The organism is Leifsonia sp. NPDC058248, assembly GCF_042881905.1.
In the GTDB taxonomy this organism is placed as follows: domain Bacteria; phylum Actinomycetota; class Actinomycetes; order Actinomycetales; family Microbacteriaceae; genus Leifsonia.
In genome coordinates this window covers 1-16,476 of sequence record NZ_JBHVXB010000006.1, presented here as the reverse complement: position 1 = coordinate 16,476, position 16,476 = coordinate 1, and the positions used below count along the sequence as shown (strand labels likewise).

The following is a 16,476-nucleotide window of genomic DNA, read 5'->3' as shown; positions in this document are numbered from 1 at the left end:
GGGGACTCGGAGAGTCAGACGAGGGGGAGGCCGGCGGCGAAGACGCGCCGCACGTTCCACTCGTGGTCGAGGATGACTGCGTCGGCCGCGTAACCGGCGTGCAGCCGCCCGAAGCGGTGGTCTTCGCCGAGCACGCGCGCCGGCGTCAGCGTGAGCGCCTCCACCGCGCGGGTCGGCTCCAGGCCGACGAGCGAGACCGCGTTGCGAAGCGCGACGTCCTGCGTCAGCGTCGAGCCGGCGATCGTGGACGTCCCCGAGAGCACGGCGAGCCCGTTGCGCACCGTCACGTTGAGGGAGCCGAGCCGGTAGTCGCCGTCGCTCGCCCCCGCAGCGGCCATCGCATCCGTCACCAGGGCCACGCGGCCCGGCGCCGACGCGAAGGCCAGTTTGGCGACCTTCGGATGCACGTGCAGGCCGTCCAGGATGAGTTCGAGGGTGACTTCCGGATTCTCGAAGGCGGCGACGATCGGGCCGGGAGCCCGGTGGTGAATGCCGTTCATCCCGTTGAACGCGTGGGTGAGCATCCGGGCCCCCACCTCGAACGCGCGAGCGGCCTGGTCGTAGTCGGCCGCGGTGTGCCCGATCGCGACCACGACGCCGGCCTCGATGAAGACACCGATCGTCTCGAGGGCGTTGGGCAGCTCGGGCGCGATGGTCGCGACGCGCATGGTTCCGCGGGATGCCCCGATGAGCTCCTCGACCATCTCGGGTCCAGGCTCGCGGAGGAAGGCCGCGTCGTGCGCGCCCCGGCGCTCGACGGCGAGGAAGGGCCCCTCGAGGTGGGAGCCGAGCACGAGCGGGTCGGCCGCCGCGATATCGGCGACGATCGAGAGGCTCTCCCGCAGCGACGCGAGCGGGTTGGCGACGTGCGAGACCAGAGAGCGGGTGGTGCCGTGCGCGCGGTGGGTGGCGAGGGCCTCCAGCATCTGCTCGGGTCCGTCGTCGAACGGATGACCGCCGCCGCCATGGCAGTGCAGGTCGATGAACCCGGGGGTCAGCCAGTGGCCGCCGGCGTCGACGACCTCACGGCCGGGCGCCTGGGCTGCGGCGTGCCAGCCGGTTCCCGAGCCCGTCGCGACGATCGTATCTTCGTTGGAGACGAACCAGAAGTCGTCGACGAGACCGTCGGCGTCGACCTTGCGTGCGCTGTGTACGACGAGGCCGGTCATGATGTCGTGTCTCTCATCGGAACTCGGCGCGTCCGTTGATCACGCCGCTGACCGTCGCGATCACCGCGAACACGATGGCGACGACGGGCTGCCCGAGATCCCACCAGGCGAAGGCGGCCGCGAGCATGACGACGATCTCGACGAGCGCCTTGACGAAGGGATCGACGCGGAGCACCGCCTTCGGCGACCGGAACAGCCCCCAGAGCACGATGGCGATGAGCGGTGCGCCGATGCCGATCACGATGGTCCACGGCAGTGGCCAGGCGACGAAGCCCCAGAAGCCCAGCGAGAAGATCGCGAACAGCTCCAGCACGAACCGGAGGACGTCGTTCGGTCCGATCTTGATGTCGCTGTGCTGGCTCGGTGCGTCGGTCACGTGGACATTCTAGGCGGCGGCGTCAGCGGAAGATGATGGTACGCGCCCCGTCGAGCAGAACCCGGTCTTCGGCGAACCATTTGACCGCCTGGGTGAGTGTGCGGCTCTCCTCGTCCTGACCGATTGCGACGAGCTCGGACACGCTGCGCGAGTGGTCGACGCGCACCACGTTCTGCTCGATGATCGGGCCCTCGTCGAGGTCGCTCGTGACGAAGTGGGCGGTCGCGCCGATCAGCTTGACGCCGCGCGCGTGCGCTTGGCGGTAAGGGTTCGCGCCCTTGAAGCCGGGGAGGAACGAATGGTGGATGTTGATCGCGCGGCCGGCGAGACGCTCGCACAGCTCGGGCGACAGGATCTGCATATAGCGCGCGAGCACGACCAGCTCGATGTCGTGCTCCTCGACCGCCTCGAGCACGCGGGCCTCGAAGGCCGCCTTGCCCGCCGCATCCGTCACCGGCCGCGACTCGAAGGGGACGCCGTAGAAGCCGGCGAGGTCGCGCAGCGCGCCGTGGTTCGAGAGCACGAGCGGGATCTCGACGGGCAGCTGACCGGCGCGCTGGCGGAACAGCAGGTCGTTGAGGCAGTGCGCGGCCGTGGAGGCGAGCACGAGGGTGCGGAGGGGCCGGCCGACGTTGTCGACGTTGTGGATCATCCCGAACGCGTCGACGACAGGGGCGAGCGCCTGCTCGAACTCGTCCCGTGTCGCCTCGGACTCCACCTGGAGTCGCATGAAGAAGCGGCCGGTGTCGGTGCTGGTGAACTGCTGGCTCTCGGTGATGTTGCCGCGCGCCGACACGATCGCGCCGCTGACGGCGTGGACGATTCCGGGCTTGTCGGCGCAGCTGAAGGTGAGCACCCAGTGGTTGGGCTGGGCTTCGGCGGCGGGGGCGATGGAAGCAATCACCCGTTCAGGGTAGCGGGATCGGCGGCGACTATTGGAAAGGCCCGACGCCGCTGTCTGCCATTGACGGCGAGGGGCTGGGTGAAGTTGGATCGGTGCATGACAAGCCTCGGAGAGGACAGACCCGACGCGCCGCCCGCGCCCGGACCCGTGCAAGGGCTCGGCGTGGAGCTGAACGGGCTCAACACCATCCACGAGAGCGAACGGAAAGGGCACGCCCGCGACCTGTTCTGGCCGTGGTTCGGCGCGAACGTGTCGGTGTTCGGCCTCAGCTACGGCTCGTTCCTGCTCGGGTTCGGCATCTCGTTCTGGCAGGCGACCATCGTCGGCGTCGCCGGCATCGTGATCTCGTTCCTGCTCTGCGGATTCATCGCGCTCGCGGGCAAACGCGGCTCGGCGCCCACGATGGTGCTGAGCCGGGCCATCTTCGGTGTCGACGGCAACAGGCTCCCCTCCTTCCTGTCGTGGCTGCTCACGGTGGGCTGGGAGACCGTGTTGACGTCTCTGGCCGTGCTCGCCACCGCGACCGTCTTCACCCAGCTGGGCTGGGAGGGCGGGGTCGCCACCCAGGTCGTCGCGCTCATCGTGGTCGCGGCCCTGATCATCGCCGGCGGCGTCATCGGGTTCAACCTCATCATGCGGATGCAGATGATCATCACGATCGTCACGGGCGTCCTCACCGTGGTCTACATCGTGCTCGTTCTCGGCCACATCGACCTCGGTGCGGTCGCGGCCCTGCCGGCCGGCGACACGCCGCACGTGATCGGCGGCTTCGTCTTCATGCTCACCGGCTTCGGTCTCGGCTGGGTGAACGCGGCGGCGGACTACTCGCGCTACCTTCCGCGCTCGACGCGGAGCAGCGGCGTGGTCGGCTGGACGACCTTCGGGTCGTCGCTGGCGCCGATCGTCCTGCTGATCTTCGGAATCCTGCTCGCCGGCTCGTCGAAAGAGCTCAACACGGCGATCGCCGCCGACCCGATCGGCGCCCTCGCATCGCTGCTGCCGCCATGGTTCCTCGTGCCGTTCGTGATCGTCGCCGTCCTCGGCCTCGTCGGCGGCGCCGTACTCGACATCTACTCGTCCGGCCTCGCCCTGCTGAGCGTCGGGCTGAAGGTGCCCCGGTACGTGGCGGCCGGCATCGACGGCATCATCATGACCGCGGGAGCCGTCTACGTGGTGTTCTTCGCCGGCAACTTCCTCGGGCCGTTCCAGGGGTTCCTCATCACTCTCGGCGTGCCGATCGCCGCCTGGTGCGGCATCTTCGTCGCCGACATCCAGCTGCGCAAGCGCGACTACGCCGAGAAGGAGCTCTACGACCGCCGCGGCCGCTACGGCAGTGTGCGCTGGGTGCCGATCTCACTCGTCGTGATCGGTACCGTGGTCGGCTGGGGACTCGTCACCAACACGTTCGCGCCATGGCTCGCCTGGCAGGGCTACCTGCTCGGCCCGATCGGCGGCAAAGAGGGCGACTGGGCGTTCGCGAACCTGGGCGTGCTGGTGGCTCTGCTGATCGGCTACCTCGGCACCCTGATCTTCAGCCGCGCGGCGATCCGCCGGGAGGAGGAGCGGTGAGCGAGCAGACGCTCGTCGTCGTCGACATGCAGTACGTGTTCGGCGATCCCGCCAGCGAATGGTTCACCCCGGCGTTCGTCGAGGCCGCCGAAGTGATCGGACGCATGCTCCCGGCGTTCGGCGATCGGGTGGTCTTCACACGGTTCGTCGCTCCCGAGCATCCGGTGGGCGCCTGGGTGCCGTACTACGAGCAGTGGCCGTTCGCACTCGTGCCCGCCGACGATCCGCTCTACGATCTGGTCGCGCCGTTCCGGGCGACCGGGCATCCGGTGGTCACGGAGACGACGTTCGGCAAGTGGGGCCCCGACCTGGCGGACGCGCTCGGAGACAGCGACGAGATCGTGCTCGCCGGGGTGTCGACCGACTGCTGCGTGCTCTCGACGGCGCTCGGGGCGGCGGATGCGGGAGTGCGGGTCCGCGTGGCGGCCGACGCGTGCGCGGGGCTCAGCGAGACCGACCATCAGCGTGCCCTCGACGCGATGGCGCTGTACGCCCCGCTGATCGAGATCTCTGACTCCCAGCGCGTTCTGGCGGGCATCCGCTAAACTGCTTGATGGTCGTCGAACGTCGTGCGGCCCTGGGCGCGCACATCAGCGCGTAGTCGACCTGCCGTTCGTGGTGAAACCGGAATGGGCGGGGAACGCCATTCGTTGGACAGCCTCGTCATGTCTGCCACTTCAACGTCGCCACTGAAAACCGTACCGAAATTCCCCTGGGTGGGGTTGATCGCTCTCGCCGGCGCCGTCTTCCTCTCCGTCACCAGCGAGATGATCCCCACCGGGCTCCTGCCCGACATGAGTGCCTCGCTCGGGGTGAGCGAGGCCCAGATCGGCCTGCTCGTCACGGTGTTCGCCTTCACGGTGGTCATCACCAGCACGCCGCTCACCGCCCTGACCAAGCGCTGGCCACGGCACGGGATGATCGTGGGCATCCTCATCGTGCTGGCCGTCAGCAACCTGCTCACCGCCGTCGCGCCCGACTACACGTTCGTCGTGATCTCGCGCATCCTCGGCGGCGTCGCGCACGGGATGTTCTGGTCGATCGTCGGCGCCTACGCCGGCCACCTCGTGCCCAAGGAGCAGATCGGCCGCGCCGTCTCGATCACCCTCGGCGGCGGCACCCTCGCCTTCGTGCTCGGCGTTCCGCTCGGCACGTTCGCCGGCCATCTCTTCGGCTGGCGGCTGTCGTTCGCGTTCCTGGCGGTGCTGATGCTGGTCGGGGCCGCGCTGGTCTGGAAGTTCCTTCCCGCCGTGGAACGTGACGAAGACACCCGGCCGCGTCGCGTGCGCGGCACCGCCCGGCCGAAGGACGCCACGATCCTCGCCGTGGTGATGGTGTGCCTGGTGGCCGCGGTGACCATGATCGGCCACTACTCCTTCTACACGTTCGTCGTCCCGTTCCTCACCGACGCGATGGGTGTGCCCTCCGGGAACGTGGGCGGTTTGCTGTTCTTCTACGGCATCGCCGGCGCCGGCGGTCTGGTGATCGCGGGCTCGGTGTTCGGTCCGCGCCCGCAGCTGGGACTCATCCTGGCGCTCGTCGTCACGGGGATCTCGGTGGTGGCGCTCGCGGTGTTCGCCGCGATTCCGGTGCTCGCCATCGGGGCCTTCGTGCTCTGGGGGCTGTCGTTCGGCGCACTGCCCCCGCTGTTGCAGACGCGGCTCCTGCACACGTCGTCGCCGGCGTTCCGCGACACCGCGAGTGCGCTCTACACGACGTCGTTCAACATCGGGATCGGCGGCGGCGCGCTGCTCGGCGCGGTGATCTTCGACGCGGGCGGCCTGATGACCCTGCCGTACCTCTACATCGGCCTGCTCGCCGTGGCGCTCGTGCTCGTCGTCGTGATCGGCCGCGTGACGCGGGCCCGGCAGCTGGCGTAGCCGGCGGCCGCCGGCGCGCGATCGCCGAGAAGCGGCGGGTCGCTACGGTCCCAAGTTGTCCACATCCACGCACGCTGGCAGGTCGTGAGTCGTTCCAAAGTGTCGTTATGCGGGCGATTTCGGGGCCTTTAACGACAATTTGGAACGACTCACGAGCGCGGGCCGGAGTGAGGAGTGGGTGTCGAGCTCGCACCGGCGGACGCCGCCGCCGGGCCTGTGCGGCGCCCGTCGCGACGGGAGGCGAACTCGTCGGCGATAACAGCGACCGCGAGCACGAGGTTCACGAGCCACGACAGCACCAAAGCCGACAGCAGGGGCGCGAATCCGAAGAGCACGGCCAGGAGCGCGATGCCCATCAGATGCCCGTACAGCCAGCGCCCTCCGACCGCGCGACGGAACAGGACATTGCCGAGCAGGTAGGCGGCCGACGAACCGCAGGCCAGGCCGGCCACCCAGATGCCGGCGGCGTCCGACGGATGCTCGAGCACGAGGCCGTCCGCCACCGCCGCCAGCACCACGCCGAACACCATCAGCACAGGGATGTATGTGTAAGCCGTCTGGGCGATCATCCCGCGCTCGGACGCCCGCGAGATGTAGTCGCTGCCGCCGCGTTCGCCGTGGTTGAAGTAGAGCAGCCAGAGCAGCACGGTCCCAGTGAAGGCGGCGAGGAAGGCCAACCCGTGCTCCAGGTCGAGCGGATGCTCGCTGAACGACGTGCCGGTGACGATGATCGACTCGCCCAGCACGATGATGAGGAAGAGACTGACCCGCTCGGCCATGTGCTGGCCGGACACGTTCCACGTCGACAGCGGTGAGCCGCCGAGCCCGGGGATCCAGAACCGGATGCGCGGCCCGACGTAGTCGACCAGGAGCGCCGCGAGCCACCACCAGAGCCTGGCGTCCTCCGGCGCGAGCGCCCCGGCGATCCAGAAGATGCCGGGCAGGATGTGCCACAGCGTGATGCGCACGAAGTTGACGGCGTGCTCGGGCTGGGTGCGCGCGAAGGCGAGCATCGTGAACACGCTGCGACCGAGCTGCATCAGCACCATCGAGCCGGCGAACAGGAGTGCTTTGGCGCCGAAGGCCTCGGGAATCGCGCTCGACATGAGCATCCCGAGCAGCATGAGCACGATGAACAGGCCGCGCACCCAGCCGGTTTCGGGGTTGAGCCAGTTGGCTGCCCAGGTCGTGAACACCCACACCCACCAGACGGCCGCGGTGAGCATGATCGTGTGCACCAGGTCGATGCCGGACTGCTCGTGGAGCAGGATGTGGGAGATCTGTGTGACGGCGAAGACGAACACCAGGTCGAAGAACAGTTCGACGTAGGTGACGCGGTGGGACTCGTGTCCGAGGTCGGGTCTGATGAGGTCGCGCGCGAAGCCGACGGGTGTCATGCGCGCAATCGTAGCGACCCGCGGGGATTAGCGTCCGGCGGGTTTCCCGGCCGTCCAGACCTGCAGCACGCGGAAGTCATCGTCGAGCATCACGGCGTCGGCGGCGTAGCCGGGTTCGAGGCTGCCGAGGTCGTGTCCCCGGCCGATCGCGGTGGCGGGAGTGGAGGTGAGCGCGAGCACAGCCTCCTCGATGCTGACGCCGACCTCGGTGACCGCCCGGCGGAGCGCATCGTCGAGGGTGAGGGTGGATCCGGCGATGGAGCCGCCCTCGGTGAGGCGCGCGACGCCGTCTCTCACGGTGACCGACAGCGACCCGAGACCGTACTCCCCGTCGCTGCTGCCGGCCGCCGCCATCGCGTCGGTGATGAGCGCGATGCGCCCGGGAGCCCCGGAGAAGGCGAGGCGGACGACCTCCGGATGCACGTGGATCCCGTCGTTGATGATCTCCAGCGTGACGCCCGGCGTGCGGGCGGCGGCGCCGACCGGGCCCGGAGCGCGATGGTGGATGCCGTCCATGCCGTTGAAGGCATGGGTCAGGATGCTCGCCCCGGCGTCGAAGGCGGCCAGCGTCTGCGCATAGTCGGCTCCCGTGTGCCCGACGGCAACGGCGACTCCGGCTGCGCTGAACGCACGCACCGCCCCCAGCCCGCCGGGCAGCTCGGGCGCCAGGGTGATCTGGCGCAGGGTTCCTGCGGCGGCGTCGAGCAGTCGCTCGATGTCGCCGGAGGTCGCCGATCGCAGCAGAGCCGGATCGTGGGCCCCTTTGTGCCCCACCTCCAGGAACGGGCCTTCGAGGTGCGAGCCGAGGATGCGCGGGTCGTGGGGCATCAGCCCGGCGACCGTGGCGACGCGTTCCGCCAGCACCTCGACCGGGGCGGTGACGAGCGAGACCACGAACCGGGTGGTGCCGTGCGCCTGGTGCAGGTCGAGGCCGGTGCGGATGCCCTCCGGGCCGTCGTCGAAGGCGGCCCCGCCTCCGCCGTGGTTGTGGATGTCGACGAATCCGGGGGTGAGCCAGGCTCCGTCGGCGTCGACGACCGCGGTGGGCTCGCCGCCCTCCTCGAACGCGCGCCAGCCGTCTCCCACGCCTGTCTCGGCGATGGAGTCGCCGGCGAACCGCACCCACGCGTCCGGGCGCACACGCCCGCCGCTGACCAGCCGAGCAGAGTGGATGAGGGTCGCGCCGCTCACGCGACGATCACCTCGATGCCCTGGTCCACGAAGGACGCCCGCTGCTCGTCGGTGATGCCGCTGTCGGTGATGAGGGTGTTCAGGATCTTCGCCCCGCCGAGCGTCGCGAATGCCTTGCGCCCGATCTTGCTCGAGTCTGCGACCACGACCGCACGCGTCGCGCGGCGGGCCATCAGGGAGTTCACGCTGGCCTCGCCCTCGTCGTGCACGGTCGCGCCGATGATCGGGTCGATGCCGTTGACCCCGATGAAGGCGATGTCCATCGTGATCTTCTCGAGCACGACGTCGCTGTACGGGCCGACCAGCTCGTACGATCGGGCGTGCACCACGCCGCCGGTGACGACGGTCTTGATCTGGGGGCGCATCACGAGCTGGGCGGCGATGTTGATCGCGTTGGTGACGACCGTCAGGTTGGGATGCGGCGACGGCTCCATGAGGTCGGGTCGCGAGCCGAGCACCGTGGCGACCGCCGTGCTGGTCGTGCCTCCGCAGAGCCCGACGACGGCGCCGCGCGGCACGAGGGCGCTCGCGGCCAGCGCGATCCGCAGCTTCTCGGGCGCGTGCTGCTCCTTCTTGTAGCGGATGGGCAGGTCGTAGGCCACGGACTGGCCGACGGCGCCGCCGCGCGTGCGGGTCAGGAGCTGTTGCGAGGCCAGGGCATCGAGGTCGCGGCGGGCGGTCGCCGCGGAGACGTCGAGCTTGACCACGAGGTCGTCCACGTCGATCTGGCCGGACTCGGCGAGCAGGTCCATGACGGCGTTGAGCCGCTCCGCTCGGTTCATGGGGTCGCTCCTTCGGACACGGGTTCCGTCACGGCGAAGAGCGTGAGGAGGCGTGCCGCCTCGGCAGCCACCGCGGAGCGTCCCTCGCGCACATAGCGGCGCGAGTCGACCACCTCCGGATGCTCGCTCAGGTAGCGGCGCACGGCATCCGTGAAGAAGCCGTTGAGGTGGGTGGAGACGTTGACCTTGGTGATGCCGGAACGGATCGCCGACACGATCGTCTCATCCGAGGCGCCCGATGAACCGTGCAACACGAGGGGAACCGGCACAGCGGCGTGGAGCCGCGCCACCAGGTCGAGGTCGAGCGCGGCCGTGCGCTCGGTCATGGCGTGCGAGCTGCCGACCGCGACGGCGAGGGCGTCGACGCCGGTCTCGTCGACGAAGCGCCGTGCCTCCTCGGGGTCGGTGCGCACGCCCGGTGCGTGGGCGCCGTCCTTGCCGCCGATCTCGCCGAGCTCGGCCTCGACGAAGACATCGTTGGCGTGGGCGTATTCGACGACCCGGACCGTCGCCTCCACATTCCGTTCGTAGTCGAGCGCGGCGCCGTCGAACATCACCGAGCCGAAGCCCAGGTCGATGGCCTGCCTGGTGAGCTCCTCGTCTTCGGCGTGGTCGAGGTGCACGGCGACGTGGGCCTGCGATCCGGCCGCGACGGCGAGGGTGGCGAGGGCGATCGGCTCGAGCCCCCCGTGGTAGGCCACGCAGTTCTGCGAGATCTGCAGGATGACCGGGAGCGCGGCATCCTCGGCGGCGGCGACCAGGGCCTCGGCGGTCTCCAGGTGGATGACGTTGAAGGCTCCGACCCCGGTTCGACGGGCGACGGCGGCATGGAGGAGGTCTGCGGTGGGGACGAGCGGCATCGTTCGGCTCTCTGTGGTCAGGCGGACAGCACGAGGCGGGCCTCGAGTTCCGGATAGGAGGGGTGGAGGTCGCCCGCGAGCGGGGCGAGCACGGCTGCGGCGGACCAGGCGGTGGCCCGGCTGACGATCGCGGCCGGATCGGTCAGTCCCTCGGCGAGACAGCTGGCGACGGCGGCGACCGCTGCGTCGCCCGCGCCGGTGGCGTTGCCGCGCAGCGGCTGGGGGAGAGCGGCTCGGAGGGAGCCGCCCGGGGCGTCAGAGGTGATGGCGAGCATCCCGTCTTCGCCGAGCGAGACGAGCACCAGTCGTGCGCCGAGCTCGAGGAGCCTGGCCGCTCCGGCGACCGGGTCGGCCTCTCCGGTGCTCTCGGTGAGCTCGCGGCGGTTCGGCTTGAGCACAGTCGCACCGGCCTCCGCGGCGAGGAGCAGCGCGGGGCCGGTCGCGTCCACGATGCTCGGGATGCCGCGCGCGGCGGCGACCTGGACGAGGCGCGCGTAGAAGTCGTCCGGCGCATCCGGAGGCAGGCTTCCCGACCCGACGAGGCAGGTGGCCGGAACGGCGAGGCGCTCGACGGCGTCATGAAGGGCAGCCCACTCGGCGGGCGAGAGAGCTCCGCCGGTCTCGTTGAAGATCGTCGTGTGCCCGCTGGTCTCGTCGACGATCGCGACGCTGCTGCGGGTCGGCGCGGCGACCGGCACGAGCTCATGGGGCAGGCCGCTCGCGAGCAGGTCGTCGGCGAGCCGCAGGCCGGAGGGGCCGCCGGCGGTCGTGAGGGCGAACGCGGCGCTGCCGGTCTGCGCGATCACGCGTGCGACGTTGAGGCCCTTCCCGCCGGCGCGGACGGCCGGAGGCGCGACACGATGGGTCTCGCCGACGTCGAGCGACGCCACCCGGTAGGTGAGATCGATGGCCGGATTGGGGGTGACGGTGAGGATCACGCGGTGGCCTCCAGCGATGAGCGCTCGGGTGCGTCGAGCTGGTCGCGGGCGCGGAGGGCGGCGCCGATCACGCCGGCGTCTTCGCCGATGCTCGCGCGCAGCAGCACGGGGCGTCGCTGGAAGGTGAGCAGAGCATCCAGTCGTTCTGCGAGCGGCTCGAAGAGGGCCGCGCCCGCCTGCGAGAGCCCGCCGCCGATCACGATCGCCTCCGGGGCGAGCAGCGCGACGGTGTGCGACAGGTCGAGGGCGAGCGCGTCGAGGGCGCTCTCCCAGATGAGCCGGGCGTCGTCGTCGCCGGCCTGCGCGCGGTCGAGCACGTCTTTCGAGCCGGTGACCGGGATGCCCGTGCGGGCTCTGTACCGCCGCGCGATCGCCGCCGCCGAGGCCACCGCTTCGAGGCAGCCGCGACCGCCGCAGGCGCACTCCGGCCCGTCCGCCACACGCGAGTGGCCCATCTCGCCGGCCATGCCGCCACCGGCATACAGTCTTCCGTCGATGAAGATCGCGCCGGCGATCCCGGTGCCGATCGCCATCACGACCACGTCGCGGAACGGTGCGGCGGCGCCCAGCCGATGCTCCGCCTCGCCGGCGCCGCGGACATCGTGGCTGAACGACACCGGCAGGCCGACCGCGTCCGCCACGCGATCGCGGAACGGGTAGTCGCGCCAGCCGAGGTTCTCGGAGAAGACGCCGACGCCGGCCTCGTCGTCCACATGGCCCGGGACGAGAAGACCGACTGCGCGCGGCGCGATGTCCGCGTGCTCGGCCCGGAACCGCTCGGACAGCCGCGCGACCGCCTCGACCACCAAGTCGGCTGTCCTGTCGCCGTCGAGGGGAGTGCGGATGCGCTCCAGCGCCCGGATCTCGCCGGCCTCGTCGATCAGCGCGGCCTTCATATCGGTGCCGCCCACGTCGAACGCCAGCACAGCGTGGCCGGCACCGAGAGCGACGGTGCCGGAGCGGAGGGGGGTGGGCGACACTGCGTTCACGAGGCCAGAATGACAGATCGCGTGAGGTTGCGCGGACGATCCGGGTCGAGTTCGAATCGGCGTGCACGCGCGAGAGCGACGCGCTGCGCGCGCACCAGGTCGGCGAGTCCGTCGAGGGGGGCGTTCTCGAAGCGGGCGCCGGTGTTCGCCACATCAGCGGCCAGTCCGTCGGGAGCCTCGCCGAACATCCAGGTCACCCGCCCTGGAGCAGCGATCGAGATCGGCCCGTGACGGTACTCCTTGGCCGGGTACGACTCCGTCCACGACTGGGACGCCTCGCGCATCTTGAGGGCCGCCTCGTGGGCCAGGCCGACGGTCCAGCCGGCTCCGAGGAACGAGTACTGCTCGGCGGAGACGAGATCGGCGTCGAGCTCTTCCGCGACGGCCGCCGCGGCATCCTCGATCGCACGGTCGAGGTTCTCGCCGAGCGACGCACGAACGAAGGCGAGGGCCGTGGTGGCGAACCGGGTCTGCACGACCGACTGCTCGTCGGCGAAGGGCAGCTTCACCACGTCGTCGACGAGGTCGACGAGCGGCGCCTCCGGGTCGCCGACGATGCCGACGGTGCGCGCAGTGCTTCGGGATGCGCGCACAGCGTCGAGGAGTTCGAGAACCTCGGTCGTCGTGCCCGAGCGGGTGATCGCGACGATCGCGTCGTAGTCGCGGGCGTCGAACGGTCGGGAGACGCCCGGCGCCTCTGAGGCGGCGAACGCGTCGGTGACGCCGAGTCCGGCGCTCTCGCGGAGCGCGGCGTACGACTGGGCCATGAACCAGGAGGTCCCGCAGCCGACGACAGCGATGCGCTCGCCCGACGCGGGAAGGAGCTTCTGCTCGGCTCGCAGCTCGACGGCGCGCGCCCAGGTCTCCGGTTGCGAGCGGAGCTCCGCCTCCATGTGCTCACCCAGCGGGGATCGTTCCGTCACTGCATCGTCTCCTGTTCAGTCGTCCTTGATGAGTCAATGATTACTTATGAGCGATATGTCTGTCTAGTGATCATCTTCAATCGTGATCGACCGATCCCGGGCATCCGGATGCGGCGCGTGTAAACGACGTGTAACGATCTCGGGCACTTTCCTTGACGTATTCCTGGCAGCGCGCAATGATTCGATCATCAATTGAATGCAAATGGTTATTTGCGGCGCAAATGAGTCATAAAGCATCATCCCAGGCGCACCGTCGCGCAGAGGTACTTCGAAATTCAGCGACGGACGTTCCATTCGAGAGTGAGGAAGTCAATGAAGAAGTCTCTGCGGTGGGGAGCCGCTGTCGCAATGGCGACAGCCGCCACCATGACGCTCGCATCCTGCGGGTTCGGCGGCGGATCCGGCAGCGCGTCGGGCGGCGCCCAGACACTCGACCTCATGGTCGCCAGCTACTCCGACAACACCAAGGCGGAGTGGCAGCAGATCATCAAGGACTTCGAGGCGAAGAACTCCGGCATCACGGTGAACCTCGACGTCGAATCCTGGACCGACATCAACAACGTCATCAAGACCAAGGTGCAGGCGGGCAAGCAGCCCGACATCCTCAACATCGACGCCTTCGCGGGCTTCGCGGCCGACGATCTGCTCTACCCGGCCAAGGACATCGTGTCGTCGAAGACGCTGGACGACTTCCAGACCGCCTTCAAAGACAACGCGAGCATCGACGGGACGCAGTACGGCCTGCCGTTCATCGCCTCCGCTCGCGCGCTGTTCTACAACAAGGACCTCTTCACCAAGGCCGGCCTCACCGACCCGCCCAAGACCTGGGCAGAGCTCGAAGCCGACGCAGCCAAGCTGAAGGCCTCCGGGACGGTCGGCTACGGCATGCCCCTCGGAGCCGAAGAGGCCCAGGCCGAGACCGCGATCTGGTTCTACGGAGCGGGCGGCGGCTACGGCGACGCCAAGAAGCTGACCATCGACAGCCCGGAGAACGTCACCGGAGCCACCGAGATGCAGAAGCTCATCAAGGCGGGCGTCACCGAGGCCAACCCGGGATCGACGAACCGCACGCCGCTGATGAACGTGTTCATCCAGGGCAAGGTCGGCATGCAGATCGGACTCCCGCCGATCGTCGCCCAGATCAAGGACAAGAACCCGGCGCTGCAGTACGGCATCGCGCCCATCCCCACCAAGGACGGCTCCGCGTTCACGCTCGGTGTCGCCGACCACCTGATGGCGTTCAAGAACAAGACCGACAAGACGGCCTCGATCAAGAAGTTCCTCGACTACTTCTACAGCGCGCCCGTCTACAGCAAGTGGGTCGGTGCGGAAGGCTTTCTGCCGACCACCAAGACCGGCGCCGAGGCGATGGCCTCCAACGAGACCATCAAGCCGTTCCTCGACCTGCTGCCGAACGCGAAGTTCTACCCGTCGACCAACGCGAACTGGGCTGCGGCGCAGGGCGCCATCCAGAGCCAGATCGGTCAGCTCGGCCAGGGTGCGAACCCGGCGGACCTGCTGAAGTCGATCCAGGCGAAAGCCGACGGCAAGTAACCGAACGGTATGAGTAACACCATCGAGACACCTCAGACGGGGGCGGCCACCGGCCGTCCCCGTCGCGGGGCGAACGGACGGCCGCGACCGGGCGGAGGAGCCGTCGACCTCTGGCACGCGGTCCCGTGGACGCTGCCCGCCCTCATCCTCATCTTCGGAGTCGTGCTGTTCCCGGCCGGCTACATGATCTTCAACTCCACCCGGCGCATCTCGGTGGCGGGCGTCGACCACGGCTCGGTCGGCCTCCAGAACTTCGTCACCGTGCTCTCCCGGCCCGAGCTTCCGGGCATCCTGTTCAACACGCTGCTCTGGGTGGCATCGGTCGTCGTGCTGACCGTCGTGATCTCGCTGGCGCTCGCGCAGTTCCTCAACAAGAACTTCCCGGGGCGGCAATGGGTCCGGATGGCCATCCTGGTGCCCTGGGCGGCCAGCGTGGTGATGACCACCACGGTCTTCGTCTACGGTCTCGACCCGTTCTACGGCATCATCAATAAGTTCCTGGTGGACATCCACCTGCTCGCCGAGCCTTTCGGGTTCACGAAGGAGCCGATCCCGGCGTTCGCGTCGTCGATCGCGATCGCGGTGTTCGTGTCGCTGCCGTTCACCACCTACACGCTGCTCGCCGGACTCGCGGGCATCCCGGGCGACATGCTCGAGGCGGCGAAGGTCGATGGGGCGGGGGCGATGCGCACCTACTTCGGCGTCACCCTGCCGAACCTGCGCAACGCGATCGCGCTCGCGAGCCTGATCAACATCATCAACGTGTTCAACTCCCTCCCGATCCTCAAACTGATGACCGGCTCGATCCCGGGCTACAAGGCCGACACGACCACGACCTACGTGTTCAAGCTGTTGCAGAACGAGCAGCGCATCGACCTGTCGAGCGCGCTGAGCGTGATCAACTTCCTGATCGTGCTGGTGGTCGTCGCCCTCTACCTGTGGATCGTGAAGCCGATGAAGGAGGTCTCGTGACCGCACCGGCCCCCGCCTCCATCACGCTCGACGGCCCGGGTGCACCGGCGAGACCCGCGCGGCGCCGGCGGTCGCCGCAGAGCCGGTTCTCCGGACGCGTCGTCGGCCGGATGATCGCCGGACTCGTCATCGCGCTCGTCTTCGTCATCCCGTATCTCATCATGCTGATCGGGTCGTTCAAGAGCCGGGACAACATCCTCGCGGTGCCGCCCACCTATCTGCCGAGCACGTGGCATCCCGAGAACTACATCACGATGTGGTCGACGCCCGAGACGCCGCTGCCCGAGAACCTGATCTCGACCATCGTGATCTCGGTGTTCGCCACGGCGCTCGTGCTGCTGGTCTGCGTGCCGGCCGCGTACTACACAGCGCGGTTCCGGTTCTTGGGGCGCGGGGTGTTCCTGTTCCTGGTGATCGTGACGCAGATGCTGCAGCCGACCGTGCTCGCCACGGGTCTCTTCAAAGAGATGGTGGCGATCGGGATCAACGACACGTGGCTGGCGATGATCCTCATCAACGCGGCGTTCAACCTGGCGTTCGCCATCTGGATCATGCACAACTTCTTCGCCGGTGTTCCGAAGGAGATCGACGAGGCCGCGCAGCTCGACGGCGCGGGCAAGTGGACGGTGCTCTTCCGGGTGCAGCTGCCGCTGGTGTGGCCGGGCATCGTCACGGCGATCATCTACACGTTCGTCGCGTCGTGGAACGAGTTCGCGGCGAGCCTGGTGATCCTGTCGACGGATGCGAACCAGCCGCTGTCGGTCGCGCTCACGAAGTTCGTGGGCCAGTACGACGCGGCGTGGCAGTACGTGTTCGCGGTCTCCGTGGTCGCGGTCATCCCGGTGGTGATTCTGTTCATGCTCATCGAGAAGCGTCTCGTCGGCGGCCTCACGCAGGGCAGCGTCAAGTAGCCGCGAGCCCCGCCCCGCAGTCGAGTCCTGAGTTGCTGGGTCGAAAGCCGCGCTTTCGACC

General features: G+C 69.0%; 16 protein-coding genes. 6 read left to right on the top strand and 10 right to left on the bottom strand.

Annotation, left to right across the window (positions count from 1 at the left end; translation table 11 throughout):
- Positions 1 to 14: 14 nt before the first annotated feature.
- Genes nagA (ACFVV5_RS10905) through purU form a run of 3 tightly spaced genes read right to left on the bottom strand, consistent with a single transcriptional unit; the run spans position 15 to position 2,449 of the window.
- Complete coding sequence (gene nagA, locus ACFVV5_RS10905; RefSeq protein ID WP_387243296.1) at positions 15 to 1,169, bottom strand: N-acetylglucosamine-6-phosphate deacetylase; 1,155 nt, start codon at positions 1,167 to 1,169, stop codon at positions 15 to 17.
- A gap of 13 nt (positions 1,170 to 1,182) precedes the next feature.
- On the bottom strand, positions 1,183 to 1,545 hold the full coding sequence (locus ACFVV5_RS10900; protein ID WP_387243293.1) for a YrdB family protein: 363 nt from the start codon (positions 1,543 to 1,545) through the stop codon (positions 1,183 to 1,185).
- A 22-nt stretch (positions 1,546 to 1,567) separates the two neighbouring features.
- Entirely contained in the window at positions 1,568 to 2,449 is an 882-nt protein-coding gene (gene purU / locus ACFVV5_RS10895) for a formyltetrahydrofolate deformylase (RefSeq protein WP_387243290.1), read from the bottom strand.
- A 96-nt stretch (positions 2,450 to 2,545) separates the two neighbouring features.
- On the opposite strand from purU, the gene ACFVV5_RS10890 reads away from it, so the two are divergent.
- From ACFVV5_RS10890 to ACFVV5_RS10880, 3 genes are all read left to right on the top strand, one after another.
- A complete protein-coding gene (locus ACFVV5_RS10890) occupies positions 2,546 to 4,018 on the top strand; it encodes a purine-cytosine permease family protein (RefSeq protein ID WP_387243287.1) in 1,473 nt (490 codons plus the stop codon).
- Positions 4,015 to 4,563, top strand: coding sequence for a cysteine hydrolase family protein (locus tag ACFVV5_RS10885; RefSeq protein WP_387243284.1), 549 nt, complete (start codon positions 4,015 to 4,017; stop codon positions 4,561 to 4,563). Before ACFVV5_RS10890 ends, ACFVV5_RS10885 begins: the two co-directional genes overlap by 4 nt.
- A gap of 171 nt (positions 4,564 to 4,734) precedes the next feature.
- Complete coding sequence (locus tag ACFVV5_RS10880; RefSeq protein ID WP_387243281.1) at positions 4,735 to 5,898, top strand: MFS transporter; 1,164 nt, start codon at positions 4,735 to 4,737, stop codon at positions 5,896 to 5,898.
- 149 nt (positions 5,899 to 6,047) lie between these two features.
- Here ACFVV5_RS10880 and ACFVV5_RS10875 read toward each other — a convergent pair whose 3' ends face one another.
- Genes ACFVV5_RS10875 through ACFVV5_RS10845 form a run of 7 tightly spaced genes read right to left on the bottom strand, consistent with a single transcriptional unit; the run spans position 6,048 to position 12,948 of the window.
- Positions 6,048 to 7,295, bottom strand: coding sequence for a low temperature requirement protein A (locus tag ACFVV5_RS10875; protein ID WP_387243278.1), 1,248 nt, complete (start codon positions 7,293 to 7,295; stop codon positions 6,048 to 6,050).
- A 27-nt stretch (positions 7,296 to 7,322) separates the two neighbouring features.
- Positions 7,323 to 8,486, bottom strand: a complete 1,164-nt coding sequence (gene nagA, locus ACFVV5_RS10870) for an N-acetylglucosamine-6-phosphate deacetylase (RefSeq protein ID WP_387243275.1) — start codon at positions 8,484 to 8,486, stop codon at positions 7,323 to 7,325.
- On the bottom strand, positions 8,483 to 9,268 hold the full coding sequence (locus ACFVV5_RS10865; protein WP_387243272.1) for a DeoR/GlpR family DNA-binding transcription regulator: 786 nt from the start codon (positions 9,266 to 9,268) through the stop codon (positions 8,483 to 8,485). Before ACFVV5_RS10865 ends, nagA (ACFVV5_RS10870) begins: the two co-directional genes overlap by 4 nt.
- Complete coding sequence (locus tag ACFVV5_RS10860; RefSeq protein WP_387243269.1) at positions 9,265 to 10,128, bottom strand: ketose-bisphosphate aldolase; 864 nt, start codon at positions 10,126 to 10,128, stop codon at positions 9,265 to 9,267. Before ACFVV5_RS10860 ends, ACFVV5_RS10865 begins: the two co-directional genes overlap by 4 nt.
- A 17-nt stretch (positions 10,129 to 10,145) precedes the next feature.
- Positions 10,146 to 11,066 (bottom strand): 1-phosphofructokinase family hexose kinase, encoded by a 921-nt coding sequence (locus ACFVV5_RS10855; protein WP_387243266.1) that lies wholly within the window; start codon positions 11,064 to 11,066, stop codon positions 10,146 to 10,148.
- Positions 11,063 to 12,055 carry an ROK family protein gene (locus ACFVV5_RS10850; protein ID WP_387243263.1) on the bottom strand — a complete coding sequence of 331 codons (993 nt, stop codon included), beginning with the start codon at positions 12,053 to 12,055 and terminating at the stop codon, positions 11,063 to 11,065. The genes ACFVV5_RS10855 and ACFVV5_RS10850 overlap by 4 nt, the downstream gene beginning before the upstream one ends.
- Positions 12,052 to 12,948 (bottom strand): SIS domain-containing protein, encoded by an 897-nt coding sequence (locus ACFVV5_RS10845; RefSeq protein ID WP_387244124.1) that lies wholly within the window; start codon positions 12,946 to 12,948, stop codon positions 12,052 to 12,054. The genes ACFVV5_RS10850 and ACFVV5_RS10845 overlap by 4 nt, the downstream gene beginning before the upstream one ends.
- Before the next feature lie 342 nt (positions 12,949 to 13,290).
- On the opposite strand from ACFVV5_RS10845, the gene ACFVV5_RS10840 reads away from it, so the two are divergent.
- From ACFVV5_RS10840 to ACFVV5_RS10830, 3 genes are read left to right on the top strand one after another with little or no spacing between them, the layout of a single operon-like run.
- Positions 13,291 to 14,532, top strand: coding sequence for an extracellular solute-binding protein (locus ACFVV5_RS10840; RefSeq protein WP_387243260.1), 1,242 nt, complete (start codon positions 13,291 to 13,293; stop codon positions 14,530 to 14,532).
- A 9-nt stretch (positions 14,533 to 14,541) separates the two neighbouring features.
- The gene (locus ACFVV5_RS10835; RefSeq protein ID WP_387243257.1) at positions 14,542 to 15,504 is read left to right on the top strand and encodes a carbohydrate ABC transporter permease; all 963 of its coding nucleotides are present in this window, start codon (positions 14,542 to 14,544) and stop codon (positions 15,502 to 15,504) included.
- Positions 15,501 to 16,415 carry a carbohydrate ABC transporter permease gene (locus ACFVV5_RS10830; protein WP_387243254.1) on the top strand — a complete coding sequence of 305 codons (915 nt, stop codon included), beginning with the start codon at positions 15,501 to 15,503 and terminating at the stop codon, positions 16,413 to 16,415. The genes ACFVV5_RS10835 and ACFVV5_RS10830 overlap by 4 nt, the downstream gene beginning before the upstream one ends.
- Positions 16,416 to 16,476 lie beyond the last annotated feature (61 nt).

What these genes read in the sequence shown, in the direction of transcription:
- ACFVV5_RS10840 (WP_387243260.1), top strand. Translation starts at nt 13,291, where the DNA reads ATGAAGAAGTCTCTGCGGTGGGGAGCCGCTGTCGCAATGGCGACAGCC.
- ACFVV5_RS10860 (WP_387243269.1), bottom strand. Translation starts at nt 10,128, where the DNA reads ATGCCGCTCGTCCCCACCGCAGACCTCCTCCATGCCGCCGTCGCCCGT.
- ACFVV5_RS10890 (WP_387243287.1), top strand. Translation starts at nt 2,546, where the DNA reads ATGACAAGCCTCGGAGAGGACAGACCCGACGCGCCGCCCGCGCCCGGA.
- ACFVV5_RS10865 (WP_387243272.1), bottom strand. Translation starts at nt 9,268, where the DNA reads ATGAACCGAGCGGAGCGGCTCAACGCCGTCATGGACCTGCTCGCCGAG.
- ACFVV5_RS10835 (WP_387243257.1), top strand. Translation starts at nt 14,542, where the DNA reads ATGAGTAACACCATCGAGACACCTCAGACGGGGGCGGCCACCGGCCGT.
- ACFVV5_RS10845 (WP_387244124.1), bottom strand. Translation starts at nt 12,948, where the DNA reads ATGGAGGCGGAGCTCCGCTCGCAACCGGAGACCTGGGCGCGCGCCGTC.
- nagA (WP_387243296.1), bottom strand. Translation starts at nt 1,169, where the DNA reads ATGACCGGCCTCGTCGTACACAGCGCACGCAAGGTCGACGCCGACGGT.
- ACFVV5_RS10875 (WP_387243278.1), bottom strand. Translation starts at nt 7,295, where the DNA reads ATGACACCCGTCGGCTTCGCGCGCGACCTCATCAGACCCGACCTCGGA.